The 20,854-nt window shown below is 70.7% G+C and carries 17 protein-coding genes and 1 pseudogene; 8 read left to right on the forward strand and 10 right to left on the reverse strand.

The annotated features are described in order from the left end of the window. Positions 1 to 218: 218 nt before the first annotated feature. Positions 219 to 482, reverse strand: a complete 264-nt coding sequence (locus VFZ39_RS06735) for a DUF6458 family protein (protein ID WP_330864965.1) — start codon at positions 480 to 482, stop codon at positions 219 to 221. Positions 483 to 610: 128 nt separating this feature from the next. Here VFZ39_RS06735 and VFZ39_RS06740 point away from each other — a divergent pair, with 128 nt between their 5' ends. Beyond that, a complete protein-coding gene (locus tag VFZ39_RS06740) occupies positions 611 to 2,734 on the forward strand; it encodes a molybdopterin-dependent oxidoreductase (protein ID WP_330864966.1) in 2,124 nt (707 codons plus the stop codon). A gap of 24 nt (positions 2,735 to 2,758) precedes the next feature. Here VFZ39_RS06740 and VFZ39_RS06745 read toward each other — a convergent pair whose 3' ends face one another. Further along, positions 2,759 to 4,960 (reverse strand): MMPL family transporter, encoded by a 2,202-nt coding sequence (locus VFZ39_RS06745; protein WP_330864967.1) that lies wholly within the window; start codon positions 4,958 to 4,960, stop codon positions 2,759 to 2,761. Positions 4,961 to 5,101: 141 nt separating this feature from the next. Here VFZ39_RS06745 and VFZ39_RS06750 point away from each other — a divergent pair, with 141 nt between their 5' ends. Both VFZ39_RS06750 and VFZ39_RS06755 read left to right on the forward strand, forming a co-directional pair. Further along, entirely contained in the window at positions 5,102 to 6,250 is a 1,149-nt protein-coding gene (locus tag VFZ39_RS06750) for a sensor histidine kinase (RefSeq protein WP_330864968.1), read from the forward strand. After that, positions 6,202 to 6,840, forward strand: coding sequence for a response regulator transcription factor (locus tag VFZ39_RS06755; RefSeq protein WP_330864969.1), 639 nt, complete (start codon positions 6,202 to 6,204; stop codon positions 6,838 to 6,840). The genes VFZ39_RS06750 and VFZ39_RS06755 overlap by 49 nt, the downstream gene beginning before the upstream one ends. A 69-nt stretch (positions 6,841 to 6,909) precedes the next feature. On the opposite strand, the gene VFZ39_RS06760 is transcribed toward VFZ39_RS06755, so the two are convergent. Beyond that, positions 6,910 to 8,865, reverse strand: a complete 1,956-nt coding sequence (locus VFZ39_RS06760) for a PTS mannitol transporter subunit IICBA (protein ID WP_330864970.1) — start codon at positions 8,863 to 8,865, stop codon at positions 6,910 to 6,912. Between the two features lie 226 nt (positions 8,866 to 9,091). Between VFZ39_RS06760 and VFZ39_RS06765 the strand changes: the two genes are divergently transcribed. Next, positions 9,092 to 10,138, forward strand: a complete 1,047-nt coding sequence (locus VFZ39_RS06765) for a zinc-dependent dehydrogenase (RefSeq protein WP_330864971.1) — start codon at positions 9,092 to 9,094, stop codon at positions 10,136 to 10,138. 141 nt (positions 10,139 to 10,279) lie between these two features. Here the strand turns inward: VFZ39_RS06765 and ptsP are convergent, their stop codons facing one another. Next, on the reverse strand, positions 10,280 to 11,995 hold the full coding sequence (gene ptsP, locus VFZ39_RS06770) for a phosphoenolpyruvate--protein phosphotransferase (RefSeq protein ID WP_330864972.1): 1,716 nt from the start codon (positions 11,993 to 11,995) through the stop codon (positions 10,280 to 10,282). A gap of 100 nt (positions 11,996 to 12,095) precedes the next feature. On the opposite strand from ptsP, the gene VFZ39_RS06775 reads away from it, so the two are divergent. From VFZ39_RS06775 to VFZ39_RS06790, 4 genes are read left to right on the forward strand one after another with little or no spacing between them, the layout of a single operon-like run. Continuing rightward, positions 12,096 to 12,863, forward strand: coding sequence for a DeoR/GlpR family DNA-binding transcription regulator (locus tag VFZ39_RS06775; RefSeq protein ID WP_330864981.1), 768 nt, complete (start codon positions 12,096 to 12,098; stop codon positions 12,861 to 12,863). After that, positions 12,860 to 13,825: a 1-phosphofructokinase family hexose kinase gene (locus VFZ39_RS06780; protein WP_330864973.1), complete on the forward strand. Its 966-nt coding sequence runs from the start codon at positions 12,860 to 12,862 to the stop codon at positions 13,823 to 13,825. Before VFZ39_RS06775 ends, VFZ39_RS06780 begins: the two co-directional genes overlap by 4 nt. A gap of 5 nt (positions 13,826 to 13,830) precedes the next feature. Then, positions 13,831 to 15,900: a PTS fructose transporter subunit IIABC gene (locus VFZ39_RS06785; RefSeq protein ID WP_330864974.1), complete on the forward strand. Its 2,070-nt coding sequence runs from the start codon at positions 13,831 to 13,833 to the stop codon at positions 15,898 to 15,900. Between the two features lie 28 nt (positions 15,901 to 15,928). Further along, positions 15,929 to 16,174, forward strand: a complete 246-nt coding sequence (locus tag VFZ39_RS06790; RefSeq protein ID WP_330864975.1) for an HPr family phosphocarrier protein — start codon at positions 15,929 to 15,931, stop codon at positions 16,172 to 16,174. 6 nt (positions 16,175 to 16,180) lie between these two features. On the opposite strand, the gene VFZ39_RS06795 is transcribed toward VFZ39_RS06790, so the two are convergent. From VFZ39_RS06795 to VFZ39_RS06820, 6 genes and pseudogenes are all read right to left on the reverse strand, one after another. Continuing rightward, complete coding sequence (locus VFZ39_RS06795) at positions 16,181 to 16,720, reverse strand: helix-turn-helix domain-containing protein (RefSeq protein ID WP_330864976.1); 540 nt, start codon at positions 16,718 to 16,720, stop codon at positions 16,181 to 16,183. Positions 16,721 to 16,884: 164 nt separating this feature from the next. Next, positions 16,885 to 17,880, reverse strand: coding sequence for a hypothetical protein (locus VFZ39_RS06800; RefSeq protein ID WP_330864977.1), 996 nt, complete (start codon positions 17,878 to 17,880; stop codon positions 16,885 to 16,887). Further along, the gene (locus tag VFZ39_RS06805) at positions 17,877 to 18,812 is read right to left on the reverse strand and encodes a bifunctional riboflavin kinase/FAD synthetase (protein ID WP_330864978.1); all 936 of its coding nucleotides are present in this window, start codon (positions 18,810 to 18,812) and stop codon (positions 17,877 to 17,879) included. Before VFZ39_RS06805 ends, VFZ39_RS06800 begins: the two co-directional genes overlap by 4 nt. A 35-nt stretch (positions 18,813 to 18,847) precedes the next feature. Next, positions 18,848 to 19,723, reverse strand: a complete 876-nt coding sequence (gene truB, locus VFZ39_RS06810) for a tRNA pseudouridine(55) synthase TruB (RefSeq protein ID WP_330864979.1) — start codon at positions 19,721 to 19,723, stop codon at positions 18,848 to 18,850. Further along, positions 19,720 to 20,202, reverse strand: a complete 483-nt coding sequence (gene rbfA, locus VFZ39_RS06815; protein ID WP_330864980.1) for a 30S ribosome-binding factor RbfA — start codon at positions 20,200 to 20,202, stop codon at positions 19,720 to 19,722. The genes truB and rbfA overlap by 4 nt, the downstream gene beginning before the upstream one ends. Positions 20,203 to 20,331: 129 nt before the next feature. Then, positions 20,332 to 20,854, reverse strand: a pseudogene (locus VFZ39_RS06820) (translation initiation factor IF-2); the annotation flags it as partial.

Below are 20,854 nucleotides of genomic sequence, written 5' to 3' on the forward strand. Positions count from 1 at the left end.
GACGTGGCGTACTCGGCGATGATCTTCTTCTTGGTCTCCGCGTCGGTACCAATCGACATGAAGGCTCCTTCTCGGTTCTCGTTGCGCGGCGCGCCGGGGCCTGTTCACCCGGGCACTCTGTGTCCGCGGCCGTTGCACGGCAACCGAAGGAGACTATCGCGCTGCCACCGGCGGACCCAAAACGTGAGGGGTGCGCGCCGGTGGCAGCGGAGGCGGTATCAGGGCGCCGGGGGCGGGTCCTGCCGCTCGGTGGTGCGCTGCTGGGTGGTCTGCGAGCCGTCGGCGTGGGTCGTGGTCGCCGCGGTCGTGTGCGTGCGCTTGCTGTTGGCCTGGATGGCGGTGATCACGACGACGAGGACGCCGGCCAGCGCCAGGATCCAGCCCACGGTGGTCAGGTCCACCGCGTCGATCATGTCCTGCACGGCGAGCGCGAGGATCAGCCCGATCGCCACGAGGAAGACTCCGAATCCGTATCCCATCATGTCCCTTTCCGAAGGTCGGCCGGCGCTGTGCCGGCCAGCTGGCTGTCGCTGCCGTACCCGAAACCACCCTCGGCACACCTTCGAGCTCACCCGTGCGGGTGAAGGCGCGACCGTGGCACGATGCCCGGATGGGCGACCCCGAGCCGACCTCCCGGACCGTGATCGGCGTGTGCAACCTGTGCGAGGCGATCTGCGGCCTCCGACTCACGGTCGAGGGCGACCGAGTCACCAGTGTCCGCGGCAATCCCGACGACCCGCTCTCACGGGGCCACATCTGCCCCAAGGGCGTGTCGATCGGCGACCTGCACCACGACCCGGACCGGCTGCGGCGGCCGATCCGGCGCGACCGCATGACCGGCGAGTGGTCCGAGATCGGGTGGGACGAGGCGCTCGACCTGGTCGCTGACCGGCTCGCGGAGACCATCAACCGGCACGGTGGGGACGCGGTCGGCGTCTACCTCGGCAACCCCAACGTGCACTCTCTCGGGTTCGCCACCCACGGCGTTCCGCTGGTCAAGGCGCTGCGCACGCGCAACCGCTTCAGCGCCAGCTCCGTGGACCAGATCCCGCACCAGCTCGTGGCGTCGCTGCTGTACGGCCACCAGCTGATGATCCCGATCACCGACATCGACCGCACGTCGTACTTCCTCGTGTTCGGTGCGAACCCGATGGCGTCCAACGGCTCGCTCATGACGGTCCCGGACTTCCCGAACCGGCTGCGCGACCTCAAGGCGCGAGGCGGCCGGATGGTCGTGGTCGACCCACGTCGCACCGAGACCGCCCGGGTGGCGGACGAGCACGTCTTCGTCAGGCCGGGCACGGACGCGGTGGTGCTGCTCGCGATGCTCCACGAGCTGTTCGAGATCGACGGCGCGGTCCGGCCGGCGGCGTACGTCGACGGGGTGGACCAGGTCCGCGACGCGGTCCGTGACTTCTCCCCGGAGCACGCCGAGGCGGTCAGCGGGGTGTCGGCGTGGACGATCCGGCGGCTGACGCGCGAGCTGGCCGCGGCCGACGGAGCGGCGGTCTACGGCCGGATCGGGCTCTCGACGCAGGACTTCGGCTCGGTCTGCCAGTGGGCGGTCGCCTGCCTGAACGCGCTCACCGGCAACCTCGACCGGGAGGGCGGTGTCCTCTTCACCGAGCCGGCGATCGACTTCGTGACGTCCGGGCTGATCGGCCGTGGCCACTTCGACCTCTACCGCAGTCGGGTGCGCGGCGCCCCCGAGCACGGCGGCGAGCTGCCGGTCTCCGTGCTCGCCGAGGAGATCGAGACCCCGGGAGAGGGACAGGTGCGCTCGGTCCTGACCATCGCGGGGAACCCGGTCCTGTCGACCCCCGACGGCAAGCGGCTCCGTGCCGCCCTGGAGGAGATCGACTTCATGGCAGCGGTCGACATCTACCTCAACGAGACGACCCGGCTCGCCGACGTGATCCTGCCGCCGACCACCATCCTCGAACGCGACCACTACGACATCGCTTTCCACGGTCTGGCGGTGCGCAACACGGCCAGGTTCACGCCGGCCGTGTTCGACAAGCCGCGCGACGCGCGCCACGACTGGGAGATCTTCCGCGAGCTGGCTCTGCGGATCGTCGACCGGCTGGAGCGCAAGCTGTCCCGGCGAGCGCGGATGAAGCTGCGTCTCCGGCTGCTGCCCAGCCCCACGTTCGCGATCGGCACGCTGCTGCGCCGCGGGCGACGCACGACCATCTCCGAGCTGCGCAAGCGCCCCGACGGTGTCGACCTCGGCCCGCTGCGGCCGACCCTCCCTGACCGGTTGCGTACGCCGGACCGGCGGATCGACCTGGCCCAGGAGGTGATCCTCGCCGACCTGCAGCGGGTGCGGAACGAACTGGCCGGGCCGACGGAGGGTCTGCTGCTGATCGGCCGTCGGCACCAGCGCGACTGCAACTCCTGGATGCACAACGTCGACCGGCTCACGCGGGGGCGACCGCGTCACCAGCTGCTGATGCATCCCGACGACGGCGCGAAACGCTCGATCGTCGACGGCGAGACGGTGCGGGTCGCGTCACGGGTGGGCTCGGTCGACGTGGAGGTCGCGCTGACCGACGACGTGATGCCCGGGGTCGTCTCGCTGCCGCACGGGTACGGCCACACCGGCAACCCCGGGATGGCCCGCGCCGCAGACGTGCCCGGCGTCTCGATCAACGACCTGACGGACCCGGACCGGCTCGACCTCTCCGGGAACGCCGCCCTCAACGGCGTCCCGGTCACGGTCGAGCCGGTCTGAGTCCGGGCCTGAGTCCGGACGGCGTCAGCGGACGCTGACGGCGTACGCCGGGTCCACCTCCTCCACGACCTCGCCGCGCGGGGCCTCCGGTCGCCGCGGCCACCACGCCTTCTCACCCAGCAGCACCAGCACCGCGGGCAGCATGACCAGCCGGATCAGGGTGGCGTCGAGCAGGATCGCGACCGCCAGGCCGACACCCATCATCTTCATCTCCATCATCGACAGGGTCGCGAAGATCGCGAACACCGACACCATCACCGCAGCGGCACTCGTCACCACGCCGGCGGTGTCGGTCACACCCTGCTCCACAGCGAGCCGCGCGGGCAGCCCCCGCCGGACGTGCTCGCGCACCCGGCTCAGGACGAACACGTGGTAGTCCATCGAGAGCCCCATCAAGATGACGAGCACGATCATCGGCACCCAGTCGATCAGGAAGCCGGGCGTCGAGAAGTCGAGCGCTTCGTGGAACCAGCCGTGCTGGAAGACGAGCGTCATCATCCCGAAGGCCACCGCGACCGAGGCCAGGTTGAGGGCCGAGGAGACCAGCGCCAGCGGCACGCTGCGGAAGGCGAAGCCCATCATCACCATGGTGAGGGCGACCACGAATCCGATGACGATCGGGAGGTACGTCGACAGGTGCTGCGCCGAGTCGTAGGCCTGGGCCGCGCCACCGCCGACGGCGTGCTCGACGTCGAGGCCCTCGAACGCCGGAGGCACGAGCTCGTCACGCAGCTGCACGACGGCGTCGTCGACGCGTGGGTCACTCTCCTCGAACGGGATCCCCAGCTCGAGCACCGACGTCCGGCCGTCCTCGGACGTACGGATCGTCTCGGCCCCACCGGCCGCGAAGCTCCCGCCGTCGACGGCCTGCTGGTCGAGGTCGGCGAGTGCGGCGCGTACCGCCTCCGCGTCGTCGGCGTCGGCACGCACCACCACCGACGCGGAGGCCCCCTCCAGTGGGAACGCCTGCGTGAGGTCGCGGTAGGTGGCGACCTCCGGGATCTCCCCCGGCAGGGTCTCGAGGGTGGCGTTGTGCATCTTCATGCCGAGCATCGGCACGGCGAGCGCCCCGACGACAACCACGCCGAACAGGAGAGCCGCCACCGGTCGACGTACGACGGGTGCCAGCACCCGCCGGCTGATTCCACCCTGCCCGATCCGGCGGTTCAGGCGCCACAGGCCGGGCACTCGCGGCCGGTCGACCCATCGCCCGAGCTTGACCAGCAGCGCCGGCAGCACGGTGATCGAACCGAGGACGGCGATCGCCACGACCAGGATCGCGCCGGTGGCCAGGGAGTTGAAGGTGACGTCGCCGACGACGTAGAGGCCGGACATCGCGACGATCACGGCGACGCCCGAGACCAGGATCGAGTGGCCGGAGGTCTCCGCGGCGATCTCGACGGCGTCCAGCGTGGACCTGCCGCGCGCCCGCTCCTCGCGCTCGCGCTTGAGGTAGAAGAGGGAGTAGTCGACCCCGACGGCCATCCCGATCAGGACGATCATGCTCGTGACGGTGGGCTCGGCCGGGACCAGCCAGGAGATCGGAGCCGTGACCCCGATCGTCGCCGCGACGCTCGAGGCGGCAAGGAGCACCGGGATCCCGGCCGCGATCAGGGCGCCGAAGGCGAGCAGCATCAACCCGAGGGTGACCGGGAGGCTGATCCCCTCGGCCGCGCTCAGGTCCTCGTCGACCTGGCCGTAGATCCCCTCGTCGAGCGTGAGGTCCCCGGCCTGGCGGACCAGCAGGTCGTCGTACTGCTCCTGCACCCGTTCGGTCACCGCCCGCATGGCGTCGGTGTCCTCCTGGTCCTCGGCCAGGCGTACGGCGAGCAGCAGGGCGGAGCGGTCCTGGCTCCACACCGGTGAGGTCACCTCCTCGACCCCGGGCACCTCTGCCATCTCGCGGCCCCACGTCGCGGCCGCGGCCTCGGCCCGAGCGGGTTCGAGATCGCCGGGGTCGCCTGCGCCGTCGGAATCGGTGGGCGTGATGAGCAGGTGCTCGGTGAGCGGGTCGGAGAACCCGGCGTCGTCGAGCCACTGCGCGGCCTGGCCGGACTCGTGCTTCCGGTAGTCGGCGTCGTCGGCCTGGTTGGTCGGGATCCCCACGGCCAGACCGACGGCGACCGTGACGAGGCCGACCCAACCGAGGATCGCGCGCCACGGATGGGTGGCGCTCCATCGGGCGGCCCGGATCGGCAGGCCCGCGAGCGGGTTGCGGATGGACATCACGTGCTCCTTCGGATCGAGGTGGAGAAGGGTCGTCTCCACCCTCGGTTCGCACCCGCGTCGAGTCGCTGGGTCCAGGCCCCCTGGAGCGGTGGACCTAGGCCCACTGTCCGCGCCGGTCGGCTCGGCGAAGATGGACCCATGCACACGCCAGCGGGTCCTTGGACCGTCACGCGGTTCGCCGCGCTCCAGGTCCTGCTCCTGGTGCCGACGGTGCTGGCGTTCGTGCTCGTCGTGGTCGGTGGCGCGCTCGCCGTCGTCACGGTGGGGGTCCCGTTGCTGCTGGTCGCCGTTCCGGCGCTGCGCTGGATCACCGGGATCCACCGCAGGATGGCTGCGGCGACGCTCGGGCACGAGCTGCCTGCGGGTTACCTGCCCACCGACGGCCTCCCCGCCATGCGCCGGCTGCAGACCTGGGCGCTCGACCCGATGACGTGGCGAGAGCTGCTGTGGGCACTGGTGTCGATGACGGTCGGCTTGGCGCTGTCGCTGTTCACCGTGCTGCTGCTGCTGCTCGTCGTCACCGGTGCCCTCTGGTGGTACGGCGCCCCGCACCTGATGCGGCTCCGCGCCACGCTCGACCGGATGTTCCTCACCCGCGGCCACACCGAGCAGCTGGAGCAACGCGTGGCCGACCTGACGGTCTCCCGGGCGGTCACCGTCGACCACAGCGCCGCCGAGCTGCGTCGGCTCGAGCGCGACCTGCACGATGGCGCGCAGGCCCGGCTCGTCTCGCTCGGCATGACGCTCGGGCTCGCCGACGACCTGCTCGCCCGCGACCCCGAGGAAGCACAGCGGCTGGTGGCCGAGGCGCGGGAGACCACCGGCGCCGCGCTCGCGGACCTCCGTGGCGTCGTCCGGGGGATCCATCCGCCGGTGCTCGCGGATCGCGGCCTCGTCGGCGCGGTGGAGGCGCTCGCGCTGGACATGGCGCTGCCGGTCGCCGTCGACGCGCACCTCGAGGGACGGCCGCCGGCACCGGTCGAGTCTGCGGTCTACTTCGCGGTCGCCGAGTGCCTGACCAACGTCGGCAAGCACGCCGGGGCCACGCGGGCCTGGATCGAGCTGCGCCACCGTGACGACCTGCTGCGGGTCGTCGTCGGCGACGACGGCGTCGGCGGTGCCGAGCCGCGACACGGCACCGGCATGCTCGGGGTGATGCGGCGACTCTCGGCGTTTGACGGCACGATGGTGGTCTCGAGCCCCGACGGGGGGCCCACGATCGTCACCCTGGAGATCCCGTGCGCCTTGTCATCGGAGAGGACAACGCCCTCCTCAGGGACGGTCTGATCCGGCTGCTGGAGGCCAACGGGTGCACGGTCGTCGCCGCGGTCGACAACGCACCTCAGCTCGACGCGGTGCTGCGGGACGTGGAGGCGGACGGCGCGGTGCTCGACGTACGACTGCCGCCGACGTTCACCGACGAGGGGCTGCGGGCAGCGATCGCGATCCGCGCGCACCGGCCGGGCTACCCGGTGATGGTCCTGTCGCAGTACGTCGAGCAGCTCTACGCCCGCGAGCTGCTGGCCAGCGGTGACGGCGGGGTGGGCTACCTCCTCAAGGACCGCGTGTCCAACGTGGCGGAGTTCGTCGACGGCGTACGCCGGGTGGTGGCCGGCGGCACGGTGATCGACCCCGAGGTGATCGCGGCGATCATGGCCCACAAGCGCGAGGAGCCGCTCGACCGCCTGACGGCGCGGGAGAAGGACGTGCTCGCGCTGATGGCCGAAGGACGGTCGAACGCGGCGATTGCTGCCGCCCTCTTCGTGTCCGAGAAGGCCGTCGCGAAGCACACCAACAGCATCTTCAGCAAGCTCGACCTGCCGGTGGCCGCCGACGACAACCGCAGGGTGCTCGCCGTGCTGGCGTGGTTGCGCTGATCCACACCCCTCAGGTGCGCCGAGGCGCGCCCACACCCGACGGGTGCGGACGCGCCTCGGACTGTTCCGTCAGGCGCGAACGCCGGACAGGACGGCGCGCACCTCCTCGACGGTCGTCGCGGCCCGCAACCGCTCGACCTGCTCGGTGTCGGTGAACACCTCGGCGATCCGGGACAGCAGCGCCAGGTGGTCGTCGCCGGCGCCGGCGATCCCGACCACGAACTCGGCCGGCTTGCCGTTCCAGTCGACCGGAGCGCCGTACCGCACGAAGGAGAGACCGGTGCGGCGGATCGCGGACTTCGCCTCGTTGGTGCCGTGCGGGATGGCGAGCCCGTTGCCCATGTGGGTCGACACCGACTGCTCGCGCGCGTGCATCGAGTCGACGTACGACGGGTCGACCGCGCCGGCCGCGACCAACAGGTTGCCGGCTTCGGTGATCGCCTCGTCCCGGGTCGCCGCCGTCCCGGCCAGCACCACCGACTCGGCCGCCAGCACGTCGCCGCCACCGGAATCCGTCGCGGCCTCGACTGCGGCTCCGCCCTCACCGTTGGTCTGGTGGAGCAGGTCGACGATCTCGTCGTACTTCGGGCTGGCCATGAAGTTGTCAACCGAGACGTGCACCGCGGAAGGGGTCCGCTGCCTGGCCCGGTCGGTCAGGTCCTGGTGGGTGACCACGAGGTCCCACTCGTCGCCCAGGTTGGCGATCGACTTGTTGACCACGGTCACGTCGTCGTGGCCCGCGGACTGGATCTTCTTCCGCAGCACCGAAGCGCCCATGGCGGAGGAGCCCATGCCGGCGTCGCAGGCGAACACGATCGAATGGATCTCCTTGGGGGCGTTGGCCCCCGTCAGCGCGGTGGCCACCGAGGACTTCCTGCCCTTGTTGGCCTCCATGCGTGCGGTGGCCACGGTCAGGTCGCCGTCGTCATCACCGCGCTCCAGCTTGAGCATGAACGACGCCACCGCGAACGAGACGGCCGCGGCACCGAAGACACCCAACGTGACGCCGAGGTAGTCCCCCCGGGCCGTCTGCGCGTAGACCGCGAAGATGGAGCCCGGCGCCGCCGGTGCCACCAGCCCTACGTCGAGGGCCACGTTGATGGCCACGCCGGTCATGCCGCCAGCGATCATGGCGACGATGAGCTTGGGCTTCATCAACACGTAGGGGAAGTAGATCTCGTGGATACCGCCGAAGAACTGAATGACCGCGGCGCCGGGGGCGCTGGCCTTGGCCACGCCCTTGCCGAAGAGCGCGAACGCCATCAGCAGGCCCAGTCCAGGGCCGGGGTTGGCTTCCAGCAGAAACAGCACGGACTTGCCCTGCTCGGCCGCCTCCTGCAGTCCTAGCGGCGTTAGCACACCGTGGTTGATGGCGTTGTTGAGGAAGAGGACCTTCGCCGGCTCGATGATGATGGACGTCAGCGGCAACAGCCCGTTGTCGACCAGCACCTCGACCGCGTTACCGGCCACGTCCATGATCCCGTTGACCACGCGCGCCAGCGCGAAGAAGCCGACGACGGCGAGGACGAAGGCGGTGATCCCCGCCGAGAACATGTTGACGAGCATCTCGAAGCCCGGCTTGACCTTGCCGTCCCACAGCGCGTCGAGACGCTTCATCACGTACGCCCCCAGCGGGCCCATGATCATCGCGCCGATGAACATGTGGACCTGGCCGCGCGGGTCCTCACCCGCGGGCAGCGCCTCGTTGAACTGCAAGATCAACAGGTCCGAGCCGGCGATCACACCCATGGTGGCGAAGCCGCCGACCACCGCCCCGCGGTCGCCGTACACCATCCGCCCTCCGGTGGCGGCGATCAGGATCGGCAGCAGGTAGTGGATCGCCGGGCCCACGAACGTCGCCAGGTCGGCGTTCGGCAACCAGCCCACGTCGATGAACAGGGCCGTGAAGAGGCCCCACCCGATCAGCGCGGGGATGTTGGGCATGATCATGTTGGACAGGAACGTCCCGAACTTCTGCACCTTGACCCGGGTGCCGCCCCCGGGTGCCGATGTGGTGGTGGACATCTGGTTCCTCCGAACTCGTACGACCGTCGCCGTGATGGCGATCACATCCTGCTCGCAGTAAACCCCACATCCGGGCATATACACAAGCATCCGGGCACACTTTCTGGACGGAAGGTGTGGATTTATGCCCGTTCTGGTGGGTACGGTGGCTGACATCCCCACCGATCCCACGCTGTGACCACGATGCGACCACGATGCGACCACTGCGACCCATGAGGAGACCCCGATGAAGGCACTGCGCTTCTACGCCCCCGAGGACGTCCGGCTCGAGGACGTGCCCGAGCCGGAGTGCGGCCCGGCCGAGGTGAGGATCAAGGTCAAGAACTGCTCGACCTGCGGCACCGACGTGAAGATCAAGACGAACGGCCACGTCAACATCACCCGGACGACGACGATGGGCCACGAGATCGCCGGCGAGGTCGTCGAGGTGGGTGCCGACGCCCGTGGTGGTTTCCAGGTCGGCGACCGGGTCCAGTGCATCGCCGCCGTACCGTGCGGTGAGTGCCACGAGTGCCGGAAGGGCTGGATGGAGGTCTGCCAGAACCAGACCTCGGTCGGCTACCAGTACGACGGCGGCTTCGCCGAGTACATGGTCGTGCCCGAGCAGGTGCTCAAGGTCGACGGCCTCAACCGGATCCCCGACAACGTGGGGTACGACGAGGCGTCGGCCGCCGAGCCGTTCGCGTGCGCCATCAACGCCCAGGAGCAGCTCGGTATCGAGGAGGGGGACTTCACGGTCGTCTTCGGAGCCGGCCCGATCGGCTGCATGCACATCCGGATCGCGCGCGGCGTCCACAAGGTCGGCCCGGTGGTGCTCGTCGACATCAACGCCGAGCGGCTCCAGATGTCAGCCGATGCGGTGCAGCCCGACCACATCATCAACGCCGGCGAGGGCGACGTCGTCGAGAAGGTGATGGAGCTGACCGGCGGCCGCGGCGCTGACGTGATCATCACCGCGACCCCCGCCAACATCACCCAGGAGCAGGCGATCTCGATGGCCGCCCGGCAGGGCCGGATCTCGTTCTTCGGTGGGCTCCCCAAGAACGACCCGTTCATCAAGGCCGACTCGAACCTGATCCACTACCGCCAGCTGCACGTGCACGGCGCCAACGGGTCCTCCCCCGACCACAACAAGCGCGCGCTGCAGTACATCTCCACGGGGCAGGTCCCGGTCAAGGACCTGATCACCCGCCACATCCCGCTCGACGACGTGATGTCCGCCTTCGACATCGTCAAGAACGGGGAAGCGATCAAGGTCACCGTCGAGCCGTGAGGGCCGCGGGACGCGGCACTCACGCGAGACGGGGAGGGTGAGGTCGAGGGACCACTTCGGTAGTCCCCGACGCTTCGGCTGTCGAAATCGCCGATCGGCAACCAAAGCGTCGGGGACTACCGCATTTCAGAGCCCAGCGCGTCAGAGGCCGAGCGCGGCGCGGGCGGCCTCGCGGGCGGCCTTCGGGTCGCTGGCGGCCAGCGCGGCCTCGGCGGCGTCCTCGCACTGGTCGGAGGTGACCCGGCCCAGCTGCGCGCCGACCGGACGGATCGCGGCCGCCGCCATCGACAGCGACGTGATGCCCATGCCGACCAGGCAGCAGGCCAGCACCGGGTCGGCGGCGGCCTCGCCGCACACCCCCACCGACTTGCCGGCCTGGACGCCGGCCTCGGCCGTGATCGCGATCAGCTGCAGCACCGCCGGCTGCCAGGCATCGGTGAGGTGCGCGAGATCGGACGCCATCCGGTCCGCCGCCATCGTGTACTGCGTGAGGTCGTTGGTGCCGATCGAGAGGAAGTCGACGTGCTCCAGCATCCGGTGCGCCAAGAGCGCCGCGGATGGCACCTCGACCATCACGCCCGGCTTGAGGCCGCGTTCGCGCACCTGGGCCGCGAAGTCCGCTGCCTCGGACACGGTCGCCACCATCGGCGCCATCACCCACGTCTCGGTGCCGGCGGTCTTGGCTGCCTGCGCGATCGCGTCCAGCTGACGCTCCATCAGGCCCGGGTTCCCGAACGACAGGCGCAAGCCACGGACGCCCAGCGCCGGGTTCTCCTCCCCGGTCAGGTTGGCGAACGCCAGCGGCTTGTCCGAGCCGGCGTCGAGCGTCCGCACCACGACGTACCGATCACGGTCGCCCGGCCCCTCCCCCGCCAGCGCGGACAGCACCTGCCCGTAGATCTCGGCCTGCTCCTCGACCGTCGGCTCCTCGGTCCGGTTGAGGAAGCAGAGCTCGGTCCGGAACAGCCCGACGCCCTCGACGGGGGCGCTGTCCACAGCGGCTCGCGCCGACTCGCCGTCGGCGACGTTGGCGAGGATCCGGATCGGCTTGCCGTCGGCCGTCCCACCGGGCCCGGACCACGACGCGAGCGCTGCGCGCTGCTCTCGGTCGGCAGCGACTCGGCGGTCGGCCTCGTCGGCGTCCGGCTCGATCTCCACTGTGCCCGCGACGCCGTCGACCAGCAGCCGGGTCCCGGCCCGGACCTCGAGCGCGCCGGCTGTGCCTACGACGCAGGGGATACCGAGCTGCCGGGCGATGATCGCCGTGTGGCTGGTCGGTCCGCCGCGCTCGGTGACCAGCGCGAGCACCACGCTGGGGTCGAGGCCGGCGGTGTCGGCCGGTGCGAGGTCGGCGGCGATGAGGATCGACGGCTCCTCCGGCACGGGGACGCCGGGCTCCGGCTCCCCGACGATCCGGGCGATCATCCGTCGCTCGATGTCACGCAGGTCGGTGACGCGCTCGGCCATCAGCCCGCCCATCCCGGTGAAGATGGTCACGAACGACTCGACCGCGGCCTCGACGGCGCTCACGAGGTCGTCGCCCGACTTGAGCTGCTTCACGACGGCACCACGCAGCCCCTTGTCGCGGGCGAGCCCCGCGCTGGCGGTGAGCACCTCGGCCGCCGCGCCGGAGGCCGTGGCGGCCTTCGCGGCGAACCCGTCGGCCACCTGACCGGCCACCTCGTCGTACCGCTCGGTGGCGGCCCCCTCGGTCAACGAGGACCCGTCGAACGCCGCGATGGCGTTGTCCGAGACGTCGGTGCGGGCGACCAGCGCCGGGCCGTGGGCGAGGCCCGGGACAACCGGCGTCCCGTGCAGCGTTCCAGAGGTGGTGTCGGAGGAGGTATCGGTGACCATGGCGCCAAGTTACCCCTGGACCCCCCTTGACAGTCAACAGATACGGGCGTAAAACCACATATACACAGAGCCGTCGGAGAGGTGCTGTCGAGAGGTGACGATGTACGCCGAGGAACGTCAGCAGGCGATGGCCCAGCTGATCGGCCAGCAGGGCCGGTTGTCAGTAGCCGAGCTCGCCGAGACCTTCGCCGTCACGACCGAGACCGTCCGCCGCGACCTCTCCACGCTGGAACGTATCGGTCTGGTCAGGCGGATGCACGGGGGCGCGGTTCCCGCGAGCTCGCTGACGGTCATCGAAGCGGGCCTGCGCGAGCGCGACCAGGTCAACCCAGGGGCCAAGGACGCCATCGCGGCGGCCGCCGTGCAGCTGCTGCCCCCGCCGGGCTCGGTCATCATCCTCGACGCCGGCTCCACGACGGTTCGGCTGGCCGCGGTCCTCCCGCGGGACCACCGGCTCACCGTCGTGACCCACGCGGTCCCCGTCGCCGCGCGGCTCGCCGGGTTCCCCCAGATCGAGCTGCACCTGCTCCCCGGTCGGGTGCGGTCGACCACCCAGGCGGCGGTCGGCTCCGACACGGTCGCGGCGCTCGCGAACCTGCGGGCCGACGTCTCGTTCGTGGCCACGAACGGCATCAGCGCGGAGTACGGCCTCACGACCCCCGACCGGGACGAGGCGGCCACCAAGCGGGCGATCGTGGCCGCCGGCCGTCGCACCGTCGTCGTGGCCGACTCCTCGAAGATCGGGGTCGAGAACGCGCAGCGGTTCGCCTCGCTCGACGACCTCGACGTCCTCGTCATCGACTCCGGGATCAAGGACGAGGACCGCGACGCGCTGCAGGCCGCCGGACTGGAGGTGGTGGTCGCGTGATCATCACTCTGACCGCGAACCCGAGCCACGACCGCACCGTCGCCCTCACCGAGCCGCTGCAGCACGGGGCGGTCCAGCGCGCCGCGTCGGTCAGCTCCCAGGCGGGCGGCAAGGGGGTCAACATCTCCCGGGCCTCGGTCGCCGCCGGCGTACCGACCCTGGCGGTGCTGCCCGCACCCAAGGACGACCCGTTCGTCCACGAGCTGCTCGCGGCGGGCATCGACTGCCGGCCCGTCAGCCAGGCCGGCGACCTCCGCGTCAACATCACGATCAGCGATCCCGACGGGACCACGACCAAGATCAACAGTCCCGGACCCGAGATGACGCCGGCGACCCGGGCGGAGCTGGTCGACACGCTGCGGCGGCGAGCCGGCGAGGGCGACTGGGTGGTCCTCGCAGGCTCGCTGCCGCCCGGCGCCCCCGACGAGTGGTACGCCGAGCTGGTGACCGCCCTGCACGGGACCGGGGCAGAGGTCGCCGTCGACACCAGCGACGCCCCGCTCCGCGCGCTCGTGGAGCGGCTCGACGTCGCGGCACCGCACCTGATGAAGCCCAACGGCCACGAGCTGGCCTCGTTCACCGGCCACGACGGCGACGCCCTCGAGGCCGACCCGGCCGCCGCCGCCGCGGCGGCGGCCACGCTGGTCGAGCGCGGCGTGCGGACCGTGCTTGCGACGCTCGGTTCCCGGGGCGCCGTGCTCGTGACCGAGGGTGGGGCCTGGCACGCCACTCCCCCGCCGACGACAGTCGTGAGCACCGTCGGCGCCGGCGACTCGAGCCTCTTCGGCTACCTGCTCGCCGCGCTGGAGGGTCGGCCCCCCGAGGCCCGCCTCGCGCTCGCGGTCGCCTACGGCAGCGCCGCGGCCGGCCTGCCCGGCACCACCATCCCCGAACCCCGGCACGTCGACCCGACTCACGTCGCCGTCCATCCCCTCACCCCAACCCCCACCCCAGGAAGCTGACCTCCGTGACCGACCTGATCACCACCGCCCTCGTGCGGTTGGACACCCCTCTCGGCGACACCAAGCAGGACGTGATCCGGTCGCTGGCCGGGATCGTCGGCGACGCCGGCCGCAGCCACGACGTCGAGCAGCTCGTGGCCGACGCGTTCGCCCGCGAGGACACTTCTGCCACCGGCCTGCCCGGGGGGATCGCCATCCCCCACTGCCGCACCGCCGGGGTCGAGGAGCCCACGCTGGCCTTCGCCCGCCTCGAACCGAAGGTCGACTTCGGCGCGAAGGACGGCCCCGCCGACCTGGTGTTCCTCATCGCGGCTCCCGCGGGCGGCGATGCCGACCACCTGCAGATCCTCACCCAGCTCGCCCGGGCCTTGGTGAAGCCGGCGTTCACCGATGCGCTGCGTGCTGCGGGGTCGCCGGCCGACGTCGTCGCGCTCGTGCAGCGCGAGCTCGGGCTCGAGACGGCGGAGACCCCGACGGCTCCTGCCGGTTCGTCCGCACCGGCTGCGGCGGCGCCGGCACCAGACCCGGCACCCGAGGTTGCCGCTGGGCAGCGCAGCCTGGTCGCAGTGACCGCCTGTCCGACCGGCATCGCCCACACCTACATGGCCGCCGAGGCGCTCGAGGCCGCAGCCGAGAAGGCCGGAATCGCGCTCCAGGTGGAGACCCAGGGCTCGGCCGGGTCCACCCCGTTGGCACCGGGCACGATCGCGGAGGCGGACGCCGTCATCTTCGCCGTGGACGTCGGAGTCCGCGACCGCGGTCGGTTCGCCGGGAAGCCGGTGGTGACCTCCGGTGTGAAGCGGCCGATCGACGACGCCGACACGATGATCGCCGAGGCACTGCGCTACGCCGACGACCCGAACGCCCCGCGCGTGGAGGGCCACGTGTCCGGCGAGGGCGGCGGAGCCGGCGACGAGACCTGGGGCGGACGCGTCCGTCGGGTGCTGATGACCGGCGTGTCGTACATGATCCCGTTCGTCGCGGCGGGTGGTCTCCTGATCGCGCTCGGGTTCCTGTTCGGCGGCTACACGATCACCGACTCCGCACAGCAGATCCTGCTCGAGAACTCCTTCACGAACCTGCCGGACGTCGAGGCTCTCGGCCTGGAGCACGCGCTGCTGGACTCCGGGTTCTTCGCCTACATCGGGGCCGTGCTGCTCATCATCGGCCAGACGGCTTTCGCGTTCTTCGTGCCTGCGCTCGCCGGCTACATCGCCTACGCGATCGCCGACCGCCCGGGCATCGCGCCAGGGTTCGTGATGGGCGGACTGGCCGCCAACGTGATCCAGGTCGAGGGAAATTACCCGGTCACCGGTTTCCTCGGCGCCATCGTCGGCGGCGTCCTGGCCGGTCTGATCGCCCACTGGATCGCGGGCTGGAAGGTTCCGACCTGGGGCCGCGGCCTGATGCCGGTCCTGATCATCCCGCTCCTCACCAGCATCATCGCCGGGTTCCTCATGCTGGTCGTCCTGGGGCGTCCGATCTCCTGGCTGATGGGCCAGCTCGAAGACGGTCTGAACTCGATGAGCGGCAGCAGCGCGGTGCTGCTCGGCGTGATCCTCGGCCTGATGATGGCCTTCGACATGGGCGGACCCCTCAACAAGGTCGCGTACAGCTTCGCGGCTGCCGGCGTCGGCGGAGCAGCGCTGGTCACTGACGCTCCCGAGCTCAAGATCATGGCGGCCGTGATGCTCGCGGGCATGGTCCCGCCGATCGCGCTGGCGCTGGCGACGGTGATCCGACCCGGACTGTTCTCGGTGCCCGAGCGCGAGAACGGGAAGGCGGGCTGGGCCCTGGGCGCCTCCTTCATCACCGAGGGCGCCATCCCGTTCGCGGCAGCTGATCCACTGCGCGTGATCCCGGCGATCATGCTGGGCAGCGCGGTCACCGGCGGCCTCTCGATGGCCCTCGACGTCGGCGTTCGAGCGCCCCACGGAGGCATCTTCGTCCTGTTCGCCGTGGACGGGGTCGTCGGCTACCTGATCGCACTCGCGGCCGGCGTGATCGTCGGTGCCGCCGCCGTGATCGCACTGAAGTCCATCGGCAGCCGCGACACCGACCTCGCTACCGTCTGATCCACCCACCAACGAAAGGCTCGACCACATGCCCAGCAAGTCCGTCGTCGTCGGCTCCGCCGTCGGCCTCCACGCCCGTCCCGCCGCGATCATCGCCGAGAAGGCGGGTGAGCTGGGGTCGGAGGTGACGATCAACGGCGTCGACGCCAGCTCGTCGCTGATGATCATGACGCTGGGCGCCAAGAACGGTGACACCGTCGAGGTCGCCGGCGATGACGGTGCGGCGGTCGACACGATCGCTGCCCTGGTCGAGCAGGACCTGGATGCCGACTAGCCCGGGTCAAGCACCCCACTCATCGCGGGGCGTGCCAGCTCCTGATGAGTCTGCGTGCCCGCTCGGGTGATGCGGGTTGTGTGGTGCGCAGCAGGCGACCGTGAGGCCCTCGATGAGGGCAACCAACACGTCCAGCTCGTCGGCCGGGTGCGCGTAGTCGGTCAGTCTCGCCAACAGCGCACGCTCGTCCTCGCGAGCCTCGCGAATGACCACCTCGACCGCCGGGTCCGACCGCCACAGCTCGCACCAGGCCAGCCACACACGCGCATCGACGACGTCATCATCGGTCGCGGGCAGGAAGGCGAGGGCGCCCTCGTTCGCCCGCACGGCGATGGCCTCCCGCCGCGCGCCACCGGTCCAGTGTGCCGCCACCCGGAGCAGCTGCTCGACCGTCCCGAAGTGGTGGATGATCGACGACGGGCTCACGTGGCTCACCCGGCCGATCGCCCGCACCGACAGCGCTCGCGGTCCACCCTCCGCCAGCAGCTCGTTCACGGCGGAGACCAGCGCTCCGGTCCGCGTGACGGTGTCGATCAGCATCGGCATGCACCCAGCCCACCACGCCGGCTCGGTGGGCGTGGCCTCGTCATCCACAGCCGTGGCGGGTCTCTGGCAGGACCACCAGATTTCGGTTGTTGGCACGTTTGTTCAAGAGGCCGTTTGCACGAACGTTCCAACAACCAGAATCAGACCCCTCGCGCCGGCGCGGTTCAGCCAGGGTCCTGTCCTCGCAGTGCCCGGTAGGCCACCCGGACGCTGACGGCCCGCTCGAGCTCATGCACGATGCTGGTGAAGAACTGGCGTCGGTAGATCTCGTCGGTCACGGCGTACACGGTGAAGTAGAGGCCGCTGAACGCCGCGACGAAGACCGAGACCTGGAGCAGCTCCATGTTGGCCCGCTCGAAGAAGGGCACCGAGCGGAGAGTCTCCTCGCCGGTCCAGTTCCGGATGATGTCGGGCTCCATTACGAGCAGACCGAAGACCACGAAGAACGTGAAGACCGCAAAGGAGAGGAGCAGCACCTGCACGATCTGGGCGATCAGCAGCATCAGCACGAGATTCACCTTCTGGAGACCGGCCATCCGCTCCTGTCGCATCACCTGCTCCGCCTCACGATCGTGAGCGGCGGCCCAGCCCTCCATCGGCGTCCCGCGGCAGCCCGCCACGACCCGGTCCGCGTCGAGCTGGTCGTCGAAGACCTGCAGCTCCTCGGGCAGCCGCACCAGCAGGAACGCGACCGTGATCGCGGTGAACAGCGCCACCGTCAACCACATGACCGCGCCGTCGAGGTGGGAGGCCACCTCCCACACCTCGGCGTTGATGAACAGGAACGTGATGAACAGCAGCAACAAGGGCAGCGCCCGCGTGACGAGTGGGAAGAGCTGGCCGAGGCTGCCGAAGGTACGGCGGATCGCCCAGGTCGCGATCACCCACGTCCGCAGCACCGTGAGGGCATATCCGACGAGCACCAGGGCAGCGATCGTCGCACCCGACACCAGCCCGGCGCCGACGTCATCGCTCCACCAGCCGACTCCGATCCCCACCGCCACGCCGATGACCGACGTCACCACCAGCAGGCGGAGCAGCCTCGGCCGAGCCAGGCCGCGCCGGACCTTCGCACGCAGGTCGTCGACGAAGTACGGCAGGCCGTGGGTGACGAACCACTCCTCGGTGGCGCGAGTCTCGTCGGCCGCGGCTGCGGTCACGGCGTGAGCAGCTCTCGCGTCCGGCGTACGTCGTCGGCCATCGTCGCCAGCAGCGGGTCGATCCCGTCGAACCGCACCATGCCGCGCAGCCGGTCGACGAACGCGATCTCGATCTCGACGCCGTAGAGCTCGAGGTCGTCGCGGTCGAGCGCGTAGGCCTCCACCCGGCGCGCCCGCTCGCCGGCGAACGTCGGGTTGGTGCCGATGCTGATCGCCGCGGGGTAGCGCTCGCCGGTGTCGGTCCGGGTGAGCCATCCGGCGTAGATGCCGTCGGCAGGCGCGGCCATGCCGGGTGGGAGCGGCACGTTGGCGGTGGGGTAGCCGAGCTCGCGGCCACGCCGGTCGCCCTCGATGACGACGCCGCGCACGGCGAAGAGCCGGCCGAGCGCCTCGGCCGCACCCGCGACGTCGCCGGCGATCAGGCACGTCCGCACGTAGGTCGAGGACCACACCTGCGGTCCGCCGTCGAGGGGCACCCCCTCGACGTCGAAGCCGTGCTGTCCACCGGAGGCCCGGAGAGTAGCGACGTCACCGGCGGCGCGGCTGCCGTAGCGGAAGTTGGCGCCCACCACGACGGCGGAGGCGTGCAGCCCGTCGACGAGGATCCGGGAGACGAACTCGTCGGGGGTCCAGGCCGCGATCTCGCGGGAGAACGGCAGTGCGAAGACGTGCGCGACCCCGCACTCGGCGAGCAGCAGCGCCCGCTCGTGCAGGGAGGTGAGCATCGACGGTGCGTGCTCGGGACGCAGCACCGCCATCGGGTGTGGGTCGAAGGTGACCGCGACCAGGGCGTGTCCCCGCTCCTCCGCCAGGGCGCGGGCACGACCGATGACCGTCCGGTGCCCGCGGTGGACACCGTCGAAGTTGCCGATCACGACCACGGTCGGGCCGAGGTCGGCGGGAATCTCCGTCACGGATCGCCAGACGTGCACGGGCGAAACCCTACTGGCGACTCATCCGACGGCCATCATCCGACAAACACTGCCACCGCCCGCGCGTGCTCTCCCTGCTGCTCGTAGAGCGCCAGGAACTCGCCGTCCGGGGCGAACAGTGCGACCGGCCCGGGACTCGGCAACGTGAGCCGGACGCGACGCCCGAAGCGCACGTCGACGGCCTGCTGCTCGTCGAGGTCGTACGCCGAGAACGCGGCCCGGGCGGCCTCCCCGAGCGGGACCATCGCCAGGTCCTCGGCCAGCGCCTCGAGGGTGCTGGCCCGAGTCAGGTCGAACGGTCCGACCGCGGTGCGACGCAGCGCGGTGAGGTGACCACCCACGCCGAGCGCGACGCCGACGTCACGTGCGATCGCGCGGATGTAGGTGCCGCTCGAGCAGCGGACCTCGATGTCCGCCTCACACGTGGCGGCCTCGGTTCGTACCGCCGTCACCGTCAGCTCGTGGACGGTGACACGACGCGACGGCAGCACCACGTCCTCCCCCTCGCGCACCCGCTGGTAGGCCCGTCTGCCGTCGACCTTGATCGCCGACACCGCCGACGGCACCTGGTCGAGCTCGCCGACCTGGGAGGCGAACCCGGCCCGCACGGCGTCCTCGGTCAGCGCGTCGGTGGGGCTGGTCGCCACGACCTCGCCCTCGGCGTCGTCGGTGGTGGTGCTGACGCCGAGCCGGACGGTCGCGGCGTACCGCTTCTCGGTGAGCATCAGGTGACCGAGCAGCCGCGTGGCCCGGTTGACGCCCAGCACCAGCACGCCTGTGGCCATCGGGTCGAGGGTGCCGGCGTGCCCGACCTTGCGGGTGTCAGCCAGCCGTCGGACCCGGCCGACGACGTCGTGCGAGGTCAGCCCGCCGGGCTTGTCGACGACGACCAACCCCGACGGTCTGGTCACTCGTCCTCGTCCGGCTCGCCGGTGCCCTCGGCGTCCTCGGCGTCCGCGGGACGCGGCTTCTTGTACGGGTCGGGCTCGCCGGCGTACGACGAGCCGCGCTGGGCGGCGACCGCCTCGTCCTGGGCACGGGCCTTGGCCAGCACCTCGTCGAGGTGGCGCGCGTTCTCCGGCAGCGCGTCGTGCACGAACGCCAGGGTCGGCGCATGCCGCATCCCGAGCTGCTTGGCCACCTCGGACCGCAGCAGCCCCTTGGCGGACTCCAGCGCCGCGGCCGTCCCGTCGAGGTCGGCCTCGGTCGACGGCGACTCGCCGAGCACGGTGTAGAACACGGTCGCCTGCTGGGTGTCGCCGGTGACGCGCACATCGGTCACGGTCACGAACCCGAGCCGCGGATCCTTGATCCGCCGCTCCAGCATCTCGGCCACGATCACCTGGATCCGGTCGGCGATCTTCCGCACACGCGGGTTGTTGCTGCTCATCTGTGGGCTCCTCGAGCCGGGGGTGCGGGTTTCCCCGCCCGGGCGGGGAACCATTGACTTGTGGGGGCAACCATCGACCGCGAGGTCGTGGTTTCCCCGCCTGAGCGGGGAACCACGACCACGGCAGCCTCAGTCGCGCGGGATCTCGCGCATCTCGAAGGCCTCGATCACGTCCTCGATCTTGATGTCCTGGTAGTTCCGGAGCACCAGACCACATTCGAAGCCCTCGCGGACCTCGGACGCGTCGTCCTTCTCACGCCGCAGCGACGCCAGCTCGAGGTTGTCGGCGACGACCGCACCGTCGCGCAGCAACCGGACCTTGGCGTTGCGACGGATCACGCCGCTGGTGACCATGCACCCCGCGATATTGCCGGCCTTGGACGAGCGGAAGATCTCGCGGATCTCCGCCTGGCCCAGCACCGACTCCTCGAACTCGGGCTTCAGCATGCCCTTCAGCGCGGCCTCGATCTCGTCGATCGCCTGGTAGATCACGGTGTAGTACCGGATCTCCACGCCTTCCTTGTCGGCCATCTCGGTCGCCTTGCCCTGCGGGCGGACGTTGAACCCGATGATGATCGCGTCGGAGGCGGCGGCCAGGTCGACGTTGGTCTCGGTGATCGCACCGACACCGCGGTCGATGACCCGCAGGTTG

The organism is Nocardioides sp. (genome assembly GCF_036374615.1).
GTDB lineage: Bacteria > Actinomycetota > Actinomycetes > Propionibacteriales > Nocardioidaceae > Nocardioides.

What these genes read in the sequence shown, in the direction of transcription:
- VFZ39_RS06745 (WP_330864967.1), bottom strand. Translation starts at nt 4,960, where the DNA reads ATGTCCATCCGCAACCCGCTCGCGGGCCTGCCGATCCGGGCCGCCCGA.
- ptsP (WP_330864972.1), bottom strand. Translation starts at nt 11,995, where the DNA reads ATGGTCACCGATACCTCCTCCGACACCACCTCTGGAACGCTGCACGGG.
- VFZ39_RS06760 (WP_330864970.1), bottom strand. Translation starts at nt 8,865, where the DNA reads ATGTCCACCACCACATCGGCACCCGGGGGCGGCACCCGGGTCAAGGTG.
- VFZ39_RS06775 (WP_330864981.1), top strand. Translation starts at nt 12,096, where the DNA reads ATGTACGCCGAGGAACGTCAGCAGGCGATGGCCCAGCTGATCGGCCAG.
- VFZ39_RS06740 (WP_330864966.1), top strand. Translation starts at nt 611, where the DNA reads ATGGGCGACCCCGAGCCGACCTCCCGGACCGTGATCGGCGTGTGCAAC.
- VFZ39_RS06795 (WP_330864976.1), bottom strand. Translation starts at nt 16,720, where the DNA reads ATGCCGATGCTGATCGACACCGTCACGCGGACCGGAGCGCTGGTCTCC.
- rbfA (WP_330864980.1), bottom strand. Translation starts at nt 20,202, where the DNA reads ATGAGCAGCAACAACCCGCGTGTGCGGAAGATCGCCGACCGGATCCAG.
- VFZ39_RS06750 (WP_330864968.1), top strand. Translation starts at nt 5,102, where the DNA reads ATGCACACGCCAGCGGGTCCTTGGACCGTCACGCGGTTCGCCGCGCTC.
- VFZ39_RS06790 (WP_330864975.1), top strand. Translation starts at nt 15,929, where the DNA reads ATGCCCAGCAAGTCCGTCGTCGTCGGCTCCGCCGTCGGCCTCCACGCC.
- VFZ39_RS06735 (WP_330864965.1), bottom strand. Translation starts at nt 482, where the DNA reads ATGATGGGATACGGATTCGGAGTCTTCCTCGTGGCGATCGGGCTGATC.
- VFZ39_RS06765 (WP_330864971.1), top strand. Translation starts at nt 9,092, where the DNA reads ATGAAGGCACTGCGCTTCTACGCCCCCGAGGACGTCCGGCTCGAGGAC.